The 14,728-nt window shown below is 73.0% G+C and carries 16 protein-coding genes; 9 read left to right on the forward strand and 7 right to left on the reverse strand.

What is annotated here, in order from left to right; all coding sequences use genetic code 11:
* Positions 1–40: 40 nt before the first annotated feature.
* On the reverse strand, positions 41–790 hold the full coding sequence (locus Voc01_RS13815) for an SDR family oxidoreductase (protein ID WP_203927795.1): 750 nt from the start codon (positions 788–790) through the stop codon (positions 41–43).
* 100 nt (positions 791–890) lie between these two features.
* Here Voc01_RS13815 and Voc01_RS13820 point away from each other — a divergent pair, with 100 nt between their 5' ends.
* Complete coding sequence (locus tag Voc01_RS13820) at positions 891–1,733, forward strand: helix-turn-helix transcriptional regulator (RefSeq protein ID WP_203927796.1); 843 nt, start codon at positions 891–893, stop codon at positions 1,731–1,733.
* Between the two features lie 74 nt (positions 1,734–1,807).
* Entirely contained in the window at positions 1,808–2,998 is a 1,191-nt protein-coding gene (locus Voc01_RS13825) for an MFS transporter (RefSeq protein WP_203927797.1), read from the forward strand.
* On the opposite strand, the gene Voc01_RS13830 is transcribed toward Voc01_RS13825, so the two are convergent.
* Positions 2,979–3,863, reverse strand: coding sequence for a helix-turn-helix domain-containing protein (locus Voc01_RS13830; RefSeq protein ID WP_203927798.1), 885 nt, complete (start codon positions 3,861–3,863; stop codon positions 2,979–2,981). The genes Voc01_RS13825 and Voc01_RS13830 overlap by 20 nt on opposite strands.
* A 56-nt stretch (positions 3,864–3,919) precedes the next feature.
* On the opposite strand from Voc01_RS13830, the gene Voc01_RS13835 reads away from it, so the two are divergent.
* Entirely contained in the window at positions 3,920–4,876 is a 957-nt protein-coding gene (locus Voc01_RS13835; RefSeq protein WP_203927799.1) for a sigma-70 family RNA polymerase sigma factor, read from the forward strand.
* Here the strand turns inward: Voc01_RS13835 and Voc01_RS13840 are convergent.
* On the reverse strand, positions 4,781–5,116 hold the full coding sequence (locus Voc01_RS13840) for an STAS domain-containing protein (RefSeq protein ID WP_203927800.1): 336 nt from the start codon (positions 5,114–5,116) through the stop codon (positions 4,781–4,783). The two genes, Voc01_RS13835 and Voc01_RS13840, sit on opposite strands and share 96 nt — an antisense overlap.
* Positions 5,117–5,196: 80 nt before the next feature.
* Between Voc01_RS13840 and Voc01_RS13845 the strand changes: the two genes are divergently transcribed.
* Positions 5,197–6,396: an FAD-binding oxidoreductase gene (locus Voc01_RS13845; protein ID WP_203927801.1), complete on the forward strand. Its 1,200-nt coding sequence runs from the start codon at positions 5,197–5,199 to the stop codon at positions 6,394–6,396.
* Positions 6,397–6,436: 40 nt separating this feature from the next.
* Positions 6,437–6,889, forward strand: a complete 453-nt coding sequence (locus Voc01_RS13850) for a collagen-like triple helix repeat-containing protein (RefSeq protein ID WP_203927802.1) — start codon at positions 6,437–6,439, stop codon at positions 6,887–6,889.
* Between the two features lie 3 nt (positions 6,890–6,892).
* On the opposite strand, the gene Voc01_RS13855 is transcribed toward Voc01_RS13850, so the two are convergent.
* Together Voc01_RS13855 and Voc01_RS13860 are read right to left on the reverse strand one after the other, a co-directional pair.
* Positions 6,893–8,191, reverse strand: coding sequence for a LuxR C-terminal-related transcriptional regulator (locus Voc01_RS13855; protein ID WP_239160179.1), 1,299 nt, complete (start codon positions 8,189–8,191; stop codon positions 6,893–6,895).
* Positions 8,192–8,293: 102 nt separating this feature from the next.
* Positions 8,294–9,907: a peroxidase family protein gene (locus Voc01_RS13860; protein WP_203927804.1), complete on the reverse strand. Its 1,614-nt coding sequence runs from the start codon at positions 9,905–9,907 to the stop codon at positions 8,294–8,296.
* Between the two features lie 252 nt (positions 9,908–10,159).
* Here Voc01_RS13860 and Voc01_RS13865 point away from each other — a divergent pair, with 252 nt between their 5' ends.
* Genes Voc01_RS13865 through Voc01_RS13875 form a run of 3 tightly spaced genes read left to right on the forward strand, consistent with a single transcriptional unit; the run spans position 10,160 to position 12,925 of the window.
* Positions 10,160–11,317 carry an acyl-CoA dehydrogenase family protein gene (locus tag Voc01_RS13865; RefSeq protein WP_203927805.1) on the forward strand — a complete coding sequence of 386 codons (1,158 nt, stop codon included), beginning with the start codon at positions 10,160–10,162 and terminating at the stop codon, positions 11,315–11,317.
* Positions 11,318–12,073, forward strand: coding sequence for an SDR family NAD(P)-dependent oxidoreductase (locus tag Voc01_RS13870; RefSeq protein ID WP_203927806.1), 756 nt, complete (start codon positions 11,318–11,320; stop codon positions 12,071–12,073).
* Between the two features lie 15 nt (positions 12,074–12,088).
* On the forward strand, positions 12,089–12,925 hold the full coding sequence (locus Voc01_RS13875) for a peptidylprolyl isomerase (RefSeq protein ID WP_203927807.1): 837 nt from the start codon (positions 12,089–12,091) through the stop codon (positions 12,923–12,925).
* Here Voc01_RS13875 and Voc01_RS13880 read toward each other — a convergent pair.
* Complete coding sequence (locus tag Voc01_RS13880) at positions 12,912–13,493, reverse strand: TetR/AcrR family transcriptional regulator (protein ID WP_203927808.1); 582 nt, start codon at positions 13,491–13,493, stop codon at positions 12,912–12,914. The genes Voc01_RS13875 and Voc01_RS13880 overlap by 14 nt on opposite strands.
* A 45-nt stretch (positions 13,494–13,538) precedes the next feature.
* Positions 13,539–14,069, reverse strand: coding sequence for a hypothetical protein (locus Voc01_RS13885; RefSeq protein ID WP_203927809.1), 531 nt, complete (start codon positions 14,067–14,069; stop codon positions 13,539–13,541).
* Positions 14,070–14,153: 84 nt separating this feature from the next.
* On the opposite strand from Voc01_RS13885, the gene Voc01_RS13890 reads away from it, so the two are divergent.
* Complete coding sequence (locus tag Voc01_RS13890) at positions 14,154–14,681, forward strand: LytR C-terminal domain-containing protein (protein WP_203927810.1); 528 nt, start codon at positions 14,154–14,156, stop codon at positions 14,679–14,681.
* The last annotated feature ends 47 nt before the right edge of the window (positions 14,682–14,728 follow it).

A 14,728-nucleotide genomic window follows, 5' to 3' on the forward strand; every position in this document is an offset into this window, starting at 1 on the left:
GGCGAGGAAGGGGGCGGCGGCGGAGATGGGAGGATGCGGCCTAGCCCTGCTGGGTGGGGACGACCACCAGCTCGGCCAGGTTCACCCGGCGGGGAGCGGCCGCCGCGTAGGCGATCGCGTCGGCGATGTCCCCGGAGTCGAGGATCTCGAGCGACCCGCGCCACTCGGCGAGCTGGTCGCGCTGGCCGGCGTCGAGCATGCCGTCGCCGAGCTCGGTGCCCACGAAGCCCGGCTCGACGTTCTTCACCCGCACGCCGCGGGGGCCGAGCTCGGCGCGCAGGTTGCGGGTCAGGTGGGCGACGGCGGCCTTGGTGGCCACGTAGACGCCGTAGTTCGGGAACACGGTGTGCCCGCCGATCGAGCCGACGTGCACCAGGTCGGCCCGCTCGCCGGCCGCCGCGGCGGCGAGAAGGTCGTCGACGAACGCGCGGCCGGTGTACAGCAGGCCGTTGAGGTTCGTGGCGATCATCTCGTTCCACTCGGCCGTGTCGGCCTTCTCGAACGGGGCGGCCAGCATCACGCCGGCGTTCGCCACCACCAGGTCGACGCGCCCCAGTTCGGAGCGGATCGTCGTTGCGGCCGCCCGCACCGCGCTCCAGTCGGAGATGTCGGTGGCCACGGGAAGCGCACGCGGTCCAATGCTGGTGGCCAGTTCCTTGAGACGGGCCTCGCGCCGACCGATGAGCGCGACCGACGCGCCCTCCGCGGCGAGGCGCCGGGCGGTCGCGGCGCCGATGCCGCTCGTGGCGCCGGTGACGACAGCGGTGCGTCCGGAAAGGTTGTGTGTCATGGCTCCACCGTCGTCGGGGCGCGCGGGCCCATCCAGGGGGAGGCTTTCCTGGGAGTGACAGGGCCAGGCAACCGCGCCGCCGGCGACCTAGCCTGGTGGGATGCGGACCGAGAACCGGCTGGGCGAGTTCCTCCGGGCGCGGCGGGAGGTCGCCAGGCCCGACGACTTCGGGCTGCCGGAGCCGGGCCGCCGCCGCACACCCGGGCTGCGCCGCGAGGAGGTGGCGCTGCTGGCCGGCATCAGCGCCGACTACTACGTGCGGCTGGAGCAGGGGCGTGACAAGCATCCCTCCGAGCCCGTCATCGGCGCGCTGGCGCGGGTGTTCGCGCTCAACGAGGAGGGCGTCGCGCACCTTCGGGAACTGGCGCGGCCGGTGAGCCGACGGCGCCGCAGGCCGGCCCGGCCCGAGCGGGTGGCACCGGCGCTCGCGCGTCTGCTGGAGGCCTGGCCCGACACCCCGGCGGTCGTGGTCGGCCGGTACCTCGACGTGCTCGCCAACAACCGGCTGGCCGCCGCGGTCAACCACTGTTCGGTGAAGGGCCAGAACCAGGTGCGGGTGATGTTCCTCGACCCCGACGCCCGGCGCGTCTACGCCGACTGGCACCGCGCCGCGGCCGACACCGTGGCGAGCCTGCGCGCGACGGCCGGCGGCGACCTCGACGACCCGCGCCTCACCGACCTCGTGGGGGAGCTGTCGCTGAAGAGCGAGGAGTTCCGGCGGTACTGGGCACGGCACGACATCGCCATGAAGACCTCGGGGGTGAAGCGGTACCGGCACCCGATGGTCGGCGACCTGACGCTGTCGTACGAGACGTTCTCGGTGAACGCGGCGCCGGGGCAGACGCTGCTCGTGTACCACGCCGAGCCGGGCAGCCCGTCGGAGCACGCGCTGCGGCTGCTGGGCGCGGTCGCGGCCGACCTGCCCGCCGAGTCACGCGTTTAGGTGGCGGACGATGGGTCATACATCCGCGACGAACGATCAAGCGGCGGATGCCGGGCCCGGCAACGCTGGTCCGCGTGACCATTACATCAACGGAGACCCGCACGGGGGCCGCGCCGGCGGCGGTCGGGCGCTCCTCGTGGCTCGCGGTCGGCGCGGTCGGGTTCGGCATATTCGCGCTCGTGACGACCGAGTTCCTGCCGGCGAGCCTGCTTCCACGCATCGCCGCCGACATGGGCACCACCGAGGGCGCCGCCGGCCAGGCGGTGACGGCCACGGCCGTGATGGGTGCGCTGACCGCGCCGACGATCGCCGCCCTCGTGCCCCGGCTCGACCGGCGCACCCTGCTCATCCTGCTGACGCTGCTGGGCCTGCTGTCGAACGTGCTCGTCGCGGTGGCGCCGTCGTACTGGCTGCTGCTCGCGTCGCGGGTGCTGCTCGGCGCGGCGCTCGCCGGGTTCTGGGCGATGGCGCTCGCGGTCGTCGGCAGCATCCTGCCCGCCGACCGCATGGGGCGCGGCATGACGATCGTGAACGTCGGCGTCTCCCTGGCGACCGTGGTGGCGGTGCCGGTCGGCACCTACCTCGGCGAGGCGTGGGGCTGGCGGCCGGTGTTCTGGCTCGCGGCGGCGCTGTCGCTCGTGGCGCTGCTCGCACTGGCGGCCTGGCTGCCGCCGGTCGCACCGTCGGGCGCGCCGGGGCTGCGCACGGTGGTCGCGACGGCCCGCACCCGCACGATGGCGGTCGGGCTGGTCGCGGTCGGGCTCGTCGCCGGCGGGCACTTCGCCGCGTTCACGTACGTGCGTCCGGCGGCCGACCTGGTGCCGGAGATGGACCCGGGCCGGCTCGCGTTGCTGCTGACCGTCTTCGGGCTGGGCACGTTCGTCGGGACCGTCCTCAGTGGACAGATCGCCGACCGGCGGCTGCGGCTCGGCATCCTGGTGGCGCCGGTGCTCATCGGCGCGTCGACGGCGGCGTTCGCGGTGCTGTCGGGGTCCTACGGCGCGGTGGTCGGCGCGGTCGCGGTGTGGGGCGCGGCGTTCGGCGGGGTGCCGACCCTCGTGATGACATGGGTCGCGCGCGTCGAGCCCGACCGGCTGGAGCCCGCGGGCAGCCTGACGACCGGCATGTTCCAGGTGGCGATCGCCTCCGGCGCGGCGGTCGGCGGGGTGCTGCTCGACGTGTTCGACGTGCGGGTGGCGCTGGTGGTCGCCGGAGCCGCGGCCGCGGTCGGCGGGGTGCTGTTCGCTAGCGCACGGAAGGTGTGAACGCCCGCGCGTCGGTGTGCCGCCACCGGGCCGGCGGCACACCGGCGTGACGGCGGAAGGCCCGGCTGAACGCGGCCTCCGAGCCGTACCCCAGCCGTACCGCCACCTCCGCGACCGTGGTGCGCTCGCCGAGCAGGTGCTTCGCCTGCTCCATGCGGACCCGGGCCAGGTACCGCGCCGGCGACTCGCCCACCGCGTCGCGGAACCTCTTCGCGAACGCCGACCGTGACGCGAGCGCGATCCGGGCGAGGCTGTCGACCGTCCACTGTGTACCGGGCGCGCCGTGGATCGCGCTGAGCGCGCGGCTGACGTCGCTGTCGTGCAACGGGGTCGTCAGCAGGCGCGCGTCGCCGCAGTCCGACTCGGCCCACGACCGGAGCGCGGCCATCGCGACGGCACCGGCCAGTTGCGAGATCACCGAACCGGAGCCGGGCCGGCCGCTGCCCGCCTCGGCGGCCATGCCCTCGATGAGCGCGCCGACCACCGGCTCGCGGTTGACGATGCAGCAGGCGACGACGGAGGGCGGCATCGCCGCGACGATCGCGTCCGCCTCGGGCGAGGTGACCGCGAACCGGCCGGTGTGCACCACGGTGCCCGGCCCGGTCGCGGTGGCCGTGTGCGGGCCGCCGCGGGGCAGCAGGAGGAAGTCGCCGGCGCGCAGGTCGACCGACAGGTCGTCGCCGTGCCAGGGGCCACCCACGGGGCCACCCACGGGGCCGCGCACGCGGAGGCCGCCGGACTGCACGAAGTGGAACCGGACCCCGGGACCGTCCTCGTGCCGTGATCCGCCGGGGCCCAGGTGGTGCGACCGGTAGTCGGCCACCGTCCAGCGCAGCCGCTCGAAGACGGTCCCGAGATCGTCCATACCGCCGGTCAACGCGCGCCCCGTCGGCGCATTCCCGGTCGCGGTAGGTTGGGTGCGTGAGCGCCACCACATCCGTCGAGTCGCGGCTCGAGGAGTACCGGTCGGAGCTGACCGGTTACTGCTACCGCATGCTGGGCTCGGCGTTCGAGGCGGAAGACGCCGTGCAGGAGACGATGGTCCGCGCCTGGAAGGCGTACGACCGGTTCGAGGGCCGTTCGGCCCTGCGGTCCTGGCTGTACCGGATCGCGACGAACGTCTGTCTCGACATGCTGGGCAGCGTCCAGCGGCGGGCCCGGCCGATGGACCTCGGCCCCGCCGGCGACGGCCACGCCACCCACCCGGGCGAGCCGCTGCCCGAGGAGATCTGGATCGGGCCGGTGCCCGACGAGCGGGTGCTCCCGCAGAACCCGGCGAACGTGGTCGCGGGGCGGGAGTCGATCCGGCTGGCGTTCGTCTCCGCCCTGCAGAACCTGCCGCCGAAGCAGCGCGCCGTGCTGATCCTGCGCGAGGTGCTCGCCTGGTCGGCGCAGGAGGTGGCGGAACTGCTCGACACGTCGGTGCCGAGCGTCAACAGCGCACTGCAGCGGGCCCGCGCCACCCTCGCGTCACCCGCCGCACCCGACGTCCTCAAGCCCCTCGACGACGGGCAGAAGGCTCTGCTGAAGCGCTACGTCGAGGCGTTCGAGGCGTACGACATCACCGCGCTCACCGCGCTGCTGCACGAGGACGCGACGCTGTCGATGCCGCCGCTGCCGCTGTGGCTGCGCGGCCGCGACGACATCGCCGCGTGGATGCTCGGCACGGGCAGCGTGTGCCGCAACTCGCGGCTGGTTCCGTTGGTGGCCAACGGCATGCCGGCGTTCGGCCAGTACCACGACGGCGGCGACGTGCCGTGGGCGGTGATCGTGCTGGAGACCTCAGGCGGGCGGATCACGGGCATCAACAACTTCCTCGACACCGACCGGCTCTTCCCGTTGTTCGGGCTGCCCGAGCGGTTCGGCCAGCCCCAGTAGGCCGATCAGCCCCCGCAGTTGCGGGCCCGCGCCCTCGACCACGAGCGTGCGGCCGTGCCGCCGGGCGGTCAGCCGCAGCCGGGCGAGCGCTTCGACGGTCACCACGTCGGGCCGGGTGACGGCCCGCACGTCACAGACGACCGTGCCCTCTCGCCGGTGGCGCAGCATGTCGGCCAGGTCCGCGCACAGGCCCGGGATGTCGGCCCGCGTGAGGTCGGCGGCGACCCTGATGGAGGTCATCCGGGTAGGACGACGTGGCGGCCGGAAAGTCATCGGCCCGGCCACCGGTGATTTCCGCGGACGCGGAAGGTCGAACGGGTATGACGACCTTCCTGCACCCCGGTGACGCCGGATACGACAACGGCCGCAAGGCCCTCAGGCCCACCCTCGACCCGCGTCCGGCCGTCGTGGTGCCGGCGGAGAGCACCGCCGATGTCCGCGCCGCCGTGGTCGAGGCCCGCCGCCGGTCGCTGCCGTTCGCGGTTCAGGCGACGGGCCATGGGACCCACACAGCACACGACGGCGCGCTGCTGCTGCGCACCGACGCGATGGCCGGCGTGGTCGTGGACCCGCACCGCCGGGTGGCCCGGGTAGGGCCGGGCGCGCGGTGGCGCGACGTGCTGGCCGCGGCCGCGCCGTTCGGGCTGGCGCCGCTGTCGGGGTCCTCGCCGGACGTCGGGGTCACCGGGTACACGCTGGGCGGCGGCCTCGGATGGCTGGCCCGCAGGCACGGGCTCGCGGCCGACAGCGTGCTCGGCGCGCGGGTCGTGCTGGCCGACGGCGGCGTGGTGACCGCCCGCGACGACCTGCTCTGGGCGCTGCGCGGCGGTGGCGGGTCCTTCGGCGTGGTGACCGGGCTGGAGTTCCGGCTGTACGAGATGGCGCCGGTGTACGCGGGCGCGGTCACGTTCGGGCGCGACCGCGCCGCCGAGACGCTGGCCTTCTACCGCGGGTGGGTCGAGCGGGTCCCCGACGACCTGAGCACCGCCGTGCTGCTGCACCGCGACGGGACGATGGCCATCAAGGCCATGTACGCCGGCCCCGCCGACCGCGGCCGGGCCCTGCTCGCTCCACTGTGGACGGTGGCCGGACCCGTCGTCGCCGACGGCATGCGGGTGCTCGACTACGCCGACGCGGCCATGGGTGGCACGTCCGCGGTCACCTTCGACCAGGTGCGCGCGCTCGACGACCGCCTCGTGGACGCGCTGGTGGCCGAGCCCGGCTGCACGGTCGAGGTCCGGCACTGGGGCGGCCGCATCGCCCGCGACACCGGTGCGGCCGCGCACCGCGACGCGCCGCTGTCGGTGATCCTCGACGCGGTACCGACGTCGCCCGAACTGGCCCGGGCCGGCATCGGCAGCAGCTTCCTCAACTTCCTCGGCGATCCGGCGCGCACGCACACCGCGTTCACGCCGGAGAACTGGGCGGCGCTGCGCCGCGTCAAGTCCACCGTGGACCCCGACAACCTGTTCCGCGCCGGGATGGCCGTGCCGCCCGCGTCGGTCGCCGTCGCCGCCTGACGTGTAGGTCGTGTGTAGCCCGGTGCGCCATCGTGGCCCGATGATGCGGGCCGGGGCGGTGGGGATCGCTCTCATGGTGGTGCTGGCCGGGTGCGCGACCTCGTCGGAGGCGCGGTGGATCGGGTCCACCGGGCCCGCCGGGTCCACCGGATCCGCCGGGTCCGCCGGGTCCACGGGGCCGTCGGCCCCGGCCGGTGCCGATGGGCTCGCGGCCGAGAACGGGAACGACGTCTCCGCGTGCTTCGACGGCACGTGCGAGATCGCGGTGACCGGGTCGGTCGCGGTGCCGCTGGACCCGCGGTTCGGCCTACCGGCGCTGGAGGTGACGTTCACCCCGCCCCAGCGCGTGGAGCTCCGCAACGAGGACCCGCAGGGCTATCTGCGCAGCACGGTGACCGGCAGCAGCGGCACCGTACAGATGAACGGCATCCGGGCGGCGGTCCGCACCGTCCGCGACAAGGGCGCGGTGCTGCGCTTCACGCCGGTCCGATAGGGGTCAGACCGGCACCTCGTCGTCGCCGAGCAGGCCCAGCGAGTGTGCCGAGGCCACCGCGCCCGACCGGTTGTGCACCCCCAGCTTGCGGAACAGCCGGGCCTGGATGTTCTCGACCGTCTTCTGCGCGATGCCCAACGTGCGGGCGGTCTGCCGCACCGTGTCGCCGGACGCGATCGACCGCAGGATGTCGTGTTCGCGCGTGGTCAGCTCGGGCAGCGCCCGGTCGGTGTCGCCGGCCCGGGCCCGGACGCCGGCCACCACGCCGTCGGCGAGCGTGGAGCTGACCGTGAGGTGGCCGGTCGCGGTGAGCGTCAGCGCCGGCAGCAGGTTCTGCTCCAGCCGGTCGGCGTCGATGAGCCCGACGACCCCGCGGCCGAGCGCGGCCAGTGCCTCGGCGCGCGACAGCGGACGCGACCCGACCAGGAGCATCGGCACGTCGATCTCGGCGATGGCGTCCCACTGCTCCGGCTCGGGATCGGTGAGCACCGCGACCACGGGGTCCAGCGGGTGGCCGTTCCAGGCGAAGGGCGCGCCGTCGACCCCGGGGTTGAGCATCATCGGGACGTGGCAGTCGAGCAGGGCCATCACGACGCGGCGGCGGGTCGGCGTGTCGGGTCCGAAGACCACCACCCGCAGCGCCGCGCTGGCCCCGACGGCGCCCTCGAACAGCCGCGGCCGCGGCAGCGCCCTGCGGTCGACCAGGCCGAGCGCGGCGGCCCGCGCGATCGCGTGGCTCTGGTTGCTGACCCGCATCTTCTGGTAGATCCGCCGCTTGATGTTCTCGACCGTGCACCGGGTGACCTGCAGCAGGTCGGCGACGCGGTCGACGGTGTGCCCGGCGCTCAGCGCCGCGATGATCTGGCGCTCCTGCTCGGTGAGCCCGTGCTCGTCGGGCGGTGGCGGGTGCGCCCGCAGGGCCTCGGCGTGCCGCCGCAGCAGCGCCCGCAGCGCGTCGAGGCCGTGGGAGTGCGGTACGAGCGCGTCGATGCCGAGCCGGGCCGCGAGCGTGATCCCGGCCCGGGTCAGGTGTTCGTACGTGAGGATCAGGCAGACCGGGCCGTGCCGGCGTCGGAGTTCGGTGAGCAGCCGGGCGCAGGTCGCGATGTCGGCGCCGGCGTCGAACAGCACGATGTCGGGCCGGCGCAGGCGGCACAGGTCGAGCAGGTCCTGCCCGGCCGTGACGTGCCCGACCACGCAGAAGTCGGGCCGCGCGGCCAGGCAGGCCGCCAGCGTGTCGTGGAACATCCGGCGGTCCGAACGGATGGCGATCCGGACGGACCCGGTGTCAGGCTCCGGCATGGTCACACCGGCCTCCCTGGATCCCGGCCTGGACCAGCGATTCGGTGCAAAAGTAGTAACGAGTGTCGTAGCGTCGATCCCGGTTGTAAAGGTTCGGGTCGGCTATGAGCCACGGCTGGCCGGGTCGACCCTGGCGTACCGGAGCAGATCGATCATCCTGAACGTGCCGGGGGTCTGTGCCGGCAGGGTCGGCCGCCAGCCCGGCTGGGCCGCGAGGAAGCTCCGCGGGTCCAGTTGCAGCAGCCCGATGAACACCTCGCCGACGATGCGTCCGCCGACCGGGCCGAGCCGCAGCCCGTCCTGCAGCCGTTCGGCCTCGGCGAGCACGTAGTACCAGAGCGGGGTCTGGTTCTCCAGCGCGACGCCGTAGTGGGCCAGTTCCTGCAGGTGCAGCATCGGCGCGCCCATGTTCTGCGCGATCCGCTGCCCGGCCGGGATCGACCAGGTCAGATGCCGCAGCAGGTTGCGCTGGGCCAGCGAGGTCGGTGGCTGGGCGTTCGCGCCGATCGCGCCGAGCGGCAGGTTGAACAGCGGCGTGGAGAGCTTCGTGTCGATCCGTTTAGGGGGACGCACGTGCTGCGTCATGTCGCCGCCGAAGTCGAAGAACGTCTCCCATCCGATGAACCGGCGGCGGGCGCGGGCGCCACCGCGGAGGTCGACCGGGTCGGCCCGGCCCTCACCGGCGGGGTCGAAGATCATGCCGAAGAAGGCGGGTGCGCCGGTGGCCGGGTTGCCGCCCACGTCGCCCGTGCGGTTGGCGCGGTAGGACGGGCGCACCATGCTGTGCCCGAACCGGTAGGCGGCGCCCTGGAACTCCACCGGGATGAACGCCGGACCCGGCTCGGGGCGGTACCACCGCCGGCCGTTGGCGCGGATGTCCTGCACCATCGACGAGCCGACGATCAGCGGCAGGAACTCGTTGAGGATGATCCACTGGTAGTGCCACGTGACCGTCTGGCGGGCCCGGTCGAACAACTGCGCCTGCGGCACGCCCTGTGCCCGCAGGTCGTCGACGGCGCGGTTGTGCGCGAGGATCATCGCGCACTGCAGGCCCGAGATGATGAGGTTCTCGTCGTTGCGGGGATCGGAGATGATCGCCGACCGGTTGGCGTTGCGCGGCAGGTCCTCGAACAGGCCGCCGGACTCGATCCGCAGCTTGAGCCGGTCGGACTGGTACAGGTTCGGGCTGCCGTTGGGCCCGGCACCGTAGACCGAGTCGAGGTCGAACGCCGGCGTGCGGAGGTTCGGCGTCGCCTCCGGAGCGGTCGGTACGCCGAGCGTCGACGAGTTGTCGAACGTCATGTCGTGGTCGAGGAACTGGCCGAGGAACGTCAGGCCGGCCGTGTGCTCCGGGTTGTTGCGGTTGGTCTCGCTGAGCGACAGGTCGGCGACGAGGGCGACCGGGCCGGCGGCGAGGTTGTCGCGGGCGTCCAGGATCCCGCCGACCTTGCCCATGTCGATGAGCGCGGCCCGGCGGCGGTCGTCGGCGGGGACGAACGGAGGCAGGTCCGGGAAGATCCGGCCGAACCGGTCGGCGGGCGTGGCGAGCAGGCCGGGCTGGGCGGTCGCGCCCTGTGCGGCCGCGCCGGCCTGTGCCGGGTCGGCCAGCGCCTCGCCGCCCAGAGCGACCGCTCCGGCGGCACCGGCGCCCACCGCGCTGATGAACCCGCGGCGGCTGAGGTTGTGGGTGGCTTGGGGACTTGGCTGTGAAGGCATGGCGGACCTCTCACATCGGCCAATTCGGGATCGCAGCGATGGATCTGGATTCTTTGCCCGATTGGCCGCGCCGGGACAGGCCCCCAAGGGATTTCTGTGACGGTTCCAGGAAAGGTGTCGAATATTCGATAACACATCTACGGACGTCTAATCGAATAGAAAGTTTCGGCGGTTCGGTGGGACCGTGGGTACGGCGAATGATACTGTCGTACTCGATCCAGTACACCTGCTCGCTCCAGGGGAGCCGCCGCGATGCCCGTGTCCCGCCTGCTGCCCACGCCCGAGAGCGCCGATCTCATCAAGCTGGTGCGCGACATCGCCGACCGGGAGCTGGCGCCCCGGGTCGACCGGGCCGAGGCGGAGGCCGAGTTCCCCCGCGACGTCTTCCGCACGCTCGGCGCGGCCGGACTGCTGAGCCTGCCGTACCCGGAGCGGTTCGGCGGCGGCTGCCAGCCGTACGAGGTCTACCTGCAGGTACTCGAGGAGATCGGCGCGGTGTGGGCGAGCGTCGGTGTCGGCATGAGCGTCCACGTGCTCAGCTGCTTCGGGCTGGCCGAGTTCGGCACGGAGGAGCGGAAGGCCGAATGGCTGCCCGCCATGCTCGGTGGCGACCTGCTCGGCGCGTACTGCCTCAGCGAGCCGCAGGCCGGCTCCGACCCGGCCGCGATGACCACCCGGGCCGTCCGCGACGGCGACGACTACGTGATCACCGGCGCCAAGGCGTGGACCACCCACGGCGGGTACGCCGACTTCTACCAGGTGATGGCACGCACCTCGGCGGAGCGTACCGGGATCTCCTGCTTCCTGGTGCCGGCCGACGCCGAGGGCCTCGTCGTCGACCCGCCGGAGCGCAAGATGGGGCTCACCGGGTCCGCTACCGCCACCGTGCGTTTCGACGGCGTCCGCGTCCCGACGAACCGGCGCCTGGGCCCGGAGGGCGCCGGTCTGCGCATCGCGCTGACCGCGCTCGACTCCGGCCGTCTCGGCATCGCGGCCGTCGCCACCGGGCTCGCGCAGGGTGCGCTCGACCGCGCCGTCGGCTACGCCCGCGAGCGGGAGACGTTCGGCCGGCCGATCATCGACCACCAGGGGCTCGCGTTCCTGCTCGCCGACATGGACGTGGCGGTGCAGACCGGCCGGGCCACCATGCTGCACGCGGCCCGGCTCAAGGACGCCGGCCTGCCGTTCAGCCGCGAGGCGGCCATCGCGAAACTGGTCGCGACCGACAACGCGATGCGCGTCACCACCGACGCGGTGCAGGTCTACGGTGGCTACGGCTACACCCGGGACTTCCCGATGGAGCGCTTCATGCGCGAGGCCAAGGTCATGCAGATCTTCGAGGGCACCAACCAGATCCAGCGGGTCGTCATCAGCCGGGCACTGGCAGCCAGTCACGAGAGGAAGAACTAGATGCGGGTCGAGGGAACGGCGGCGATCGTCACCGGGGGAGCGTCGGGGCTGGGCGGGGCGACCGCGGCGGCACTCGCCTCGGAGGGGGCCCGGGTGTACGCCGTCGACCTGGCGACGAGCATCAGGTCCGCCCCGGAGGTCGAGGGCATCACCTACGTCGAGGCCGACGTCACCGACCCGGAGCAGGTCCGCGCGGCGGTCGCGGCCGCGTCCGCCGACGCTCCACTTCGGACGGTCGTGAACTGCGCCGGCATCGGCCCGTCGGCCCGCATCCTCGGCCGCAAGGGCGTGCACGACCTGGCCCTGTACGCGAAGGTCATCCAGGTCAACCTGATCGGCACGTTCAACATGCTCGCCCTCGCTGCCGAGGCGATCGCGCAGACCGAACCCGACGGCGACGGCCAGCGCGGCGTCATCGTGAACACCGCGTCGGTCGCGGCGTACGAGGGCCAGGTCGGGCAGGCGGCGTACTCGTCGTCGAAGGGCGGCGTGGTCGGGCTGACCCTGCCGGCGGCGCGGGACCTGGCGCAGTACGGCATCCGGGTCAACACGGTCGCACCGGGGATCGTCGACACCCCGATGCTGGCCACCATCTCCGAGGAGTTCCGGGCCGGTCTCGCCGCCGGGATTCCGTTCCCGAAGCGGCTCGCCACGCCGGCCGAGTTCGCCAGCCTCGTGCTGCTCATCGTCGGTCACGACTACCTGAACGGCGAGACGATCCGCATGGACGGCGCGCTCCGGATGGCACCCCGCTAGGCCTAGGCTGCCCCGGTGAGCTACGCACCACCCGGAAACCCGCCCCCGTACGGCCAGCCTCAGTACGGCCAGCCTCCGTACGGCCCGCCGCCGGGGTCCAACGGCCGGCCGGGCGGTGGTCAGGGGAAGACCATCGCCATGATCGTGGTGGCGGTGGTCGTCGCGCTGGTCGTCTGTGTCGGCGGCGTGATCACGGGCGTCGCGGTGCTCGTCAGCCGCGACGACGAGCAGCCGCGGGCCGCGTCGGCGGGTGACGCCGTGGCGGAGACCGCGCAGCCGGCGCAGGCCGGTCCGGCGCCGGACTGCCGGGCGGTACCCGTCGCCCGCGGCAAGGCCGTCGGCCCGCCGGACTTCAGCCGGGCCACCCGCGCCGGCACGGCGACCATGACGCTGACGACGGACCAGGGTGAGCTCACCATCTCCATGGACCGGGCGAAGACGCCGTGCACGGTGGCGAGCCTCGAACACCTGGCCGCCAAGCGGTTCTTCGACAACACGACGTGCCACCGGCTGACCGTCCAGAGCATCTACGTGCTGCAGTGCGGCGACCCGGTCGGTGACGGCACGGGCGGCCCCGACTACCAGATCGCCGACGAGAACCTCGCGGGCGCGAGGTACACCCGCGGCGTCGTGGCGATGGCCAACGCCGGTCCCGACACGAACGGGAGCCAGTTCTTCATCGTCTACCGCGAGAGCGAGATCCAGGCGGACTACACGGTCTTCGGCACCGTGACGACCGGCCTGGACGTCGTCGACCGGGTCGCCGCGGGCGGCGTGGAACCCGGTGGCAACGGGCCGGGTGACGGTGCGCCGACGCTCGGGGTCACCGTGCGGACGGTCACCGTCCGGTAGCGGCCAGGCTGGTGAGGATCAGGTCGGCGAGGTTGCGGTAGGCGGCCGCCGCGTCCAGTCCCGTGCCGGCCTGGATCTCGCCCCGCTGGATCGCGCCCATCACCTGTGCCACCGCGGCGCCGACGAACGAGGCGTCGACCGGGCGGAGCGCACCGGCCTTGACACCGTCGGTCACCAGCGCCTGCACGCGGTGCGCGGCGAAGCGGGTGTTCTCCTGGTACACGTCGTTGCCGGGGCCGAAGTCGGCGAGGTCGGCGAAGAACTCGGCCGACACCGGCTGCAGCTCCGACGCCACCGCTTCCAGGTACACGGCGAGCTTCTCGAGCGGGTCGTCGGTGGCGGCGACGCGGGCCTCGATGTGCTCGGCGGCGGTGCGGAAGTACGCCCGCACCACGGTGAGCACCAGCTGCTCCTTGCTCGGAGCCAGCGCGTAGAGGGTGGTGCGCGAGCAGCGCAGCCGGTCGGTGAGGTCGCCGATGCTGAACGCGGCGAAACCCTCGGCCAGGAACAGGGCCTGCAGGCGGTCGATGAGGTCCGCCTGGCGCGCGCTCAGCCGTGACGTGGGCATGAACAGCAGCGTATGTCGCCGACCTGCCGGTACGGCCGCGGATCGTCACCCGGCGCCGGGTTCCGTCGACCGCCTTCCTCGTCGACGCCGAGGTCCGGTCCGTAGCGCCCGCTCGTACTGCGAGCGGCTGAACTCGAACGGCCCGAGGGCGCCCAGATCCCAGCCGCGGTTGCTGTTGCGGAAGCCCGACCACGTCACGACGTGCCTGGTCACCGCGACCTTCGCGAGCAACGCCCAGCAGTCGGGGATGCCGCAGGTGCACTGCAGCAGCATCGTCTCGCCCTCGTCGGCGCCGTGCGGCAGGTCGGTGGGCTCGCCCAGAAGGTGCCGGCTCGGCCAGCCGTAGGTGCTCGTCAGGGGCATGTAGTTGCCGGCGAGCTCCGCCGTGAGCGTGCCCGGCGGGTAGTCGGTGAACTCGTCGGCCCGTTCGAGCTCCTCGGCCCGTGCGTAGGGCAGCTCCAGCTCCCGGACCCGGTCGAGGAGCGGAACACCGTCGATCGCGATGTCGAGAACCGGCCACTCACCGGGTCCCCATTCCACGGCAAGCAGGTACGGCCGGAACGTGATCGTGTTCACGTTCGCACGCTACCGTCCCGGTCGTTGCAACCATGTGACCTGCGTCCGGCGTTACGCCAGTGGCGGATGGGTAGGGACAGGTCCATGAGTTTCGCACGCCTGCGGGCACTTGTCGTGATGGGAGCACTCTTCGTGTGCGCCTCGATCGCGCTCACGGTGACCATTCTCCGTGACGGCCAGGACGCCCAGGCGGCAACCGGCTGCGTCGACGGCGCCGTGCCGGCGAACATGACACTGCCCGACGACAACTCGGCCGTGAAGCTCAACGTCTTCAACGCCACCACCTCGCCCGGGCTCGCCGGCCAGGTGGCGAGCGAGTTCCGCAGCAACCGGTTCACGGTGGTCAAGGAGGAGACGGCGCCGCCGCCGGCGTTGAAGTCCATCGCCGAGATCCGGTACGGGCCACAGGCGGTGGGCGCGGCCTGGATCGTGCGCGCCTACTTCCTCAACAAAGCGAAGCTCACGTTCGACATCGACCGCACCGACGACACCGTCGACGTCCTCATCGGCACCGAGTTCCGCGAGCTCGCGTCGTTCACCTCGCAGCGGCAGGCGCTGGGCCAGGCCGGTCGGCCGACGCTGCCGAAGGGCACCTGCGACGCCAGCGCCTAGGGTCCCGAGTGTCCCGAGTCGCTGATTCGTTGGTGCCCGCGGGCCTC

Source organism: Virgisporangium ochraceum (genome assembly GCF_016863655.1).
In the GTDB taxonomy this organism is placed as follows: domain Bacteria; phylum Actinomycetota; class Actinomycetes; order Mycobacteriales; family Micromonosporaceae; genus Virgisporangium; species Virgisporangium ochraceum.

Excerpts from the sequence above, each read along its gene's own strand:
- Voc01_RS13815 (WP_203927795.1), bottom strand. The coding sequence starts at position 790 with ATGACACACAACCTTTCCGGACGCACCGCTGTCGTCACCGGCGCCACG.
- Voc01_RS13840 (WP_203927800.1), bottom strand. The coding sequence starts at position 5,116 with ATGACCTCCATCAGGGTCGCCGCCGACCTCACGCGGGCCGACATCCCG.
- Voc01_RS13820 (WP_203927796.1), top strand. The coding sequence starts at position 891 with ATGCGGACCGAGAACCGGCTGGGCGAGTTCCTCCGGGCGCGGCGGGAG.
- Voc01_RS13890 (WP_203927810.1), top strand. The coding sequence starts at position 14,154 with ATGAGTTTCGCACGCCTGCGGGCACTTGTCGTGATGGGAGCACTCTTC.
- Voc01_RS13860 (WP_203927804.1), bottom strand. The coding sequence starts at position 9,907 with ATGCCTTCACAGCCAAGTCCCCAAGCCACCCACAACCTCAGCCGCCGC.
- Voc01_RS13870 (WP_203927806.1), top strand. The coding sequence starts at position 11,318 with ATGCGGGTCGAGGGAACGGCGGCGATCGTCACCGGGGGAGCGTCGGGG.
- Voc01_RS13850 (WP_203927802.1), top strand. The coding sequence starts at position 6,437 with ATGATGCGGGCCGGGGCGGTGGGGATCGCTCTCATGGTGGTGCTGGCC.
- Voc01_RS13855 (WP_239160179.1), bottom strand. The coding sequence starts at position 8,191 with ATGCCGGAGCCTGACACCGGGTCCGTCCGGATCGCCATCCGTTCGGAC.
- Voc01_RS13880 (WP_203927808.1), bottom strand. The coding sequence starts at position 13,493 with ATGCCCACGTCACGGCTGAGCGCGCGCCAGGCGGACCTCATCGACCGC.
- Voc01_RS13845 (WP_203927801.1), top strand. The coding sequence starts at position 5,197 with ATGACGACCTTCCTGCACCCCGGTGACGCCGGATACGACAACGGCCGC.
- Voc01_RS13830 (WP_203927798.1), bottom strand. The coding sequence starts at position 3,863 with ATGGACGATCTCGGGACCGTCTTCGAGCGGCTGCGCTGGACGGTGGCC.
- Voc01_RS13865 (WP_203927805.1), top strand. The coding sequence starts at position 10,160 with ATGCCCGTGTCCCGCCTGCTGCCCACGCCCGAGAGCGCCGATCTCATC.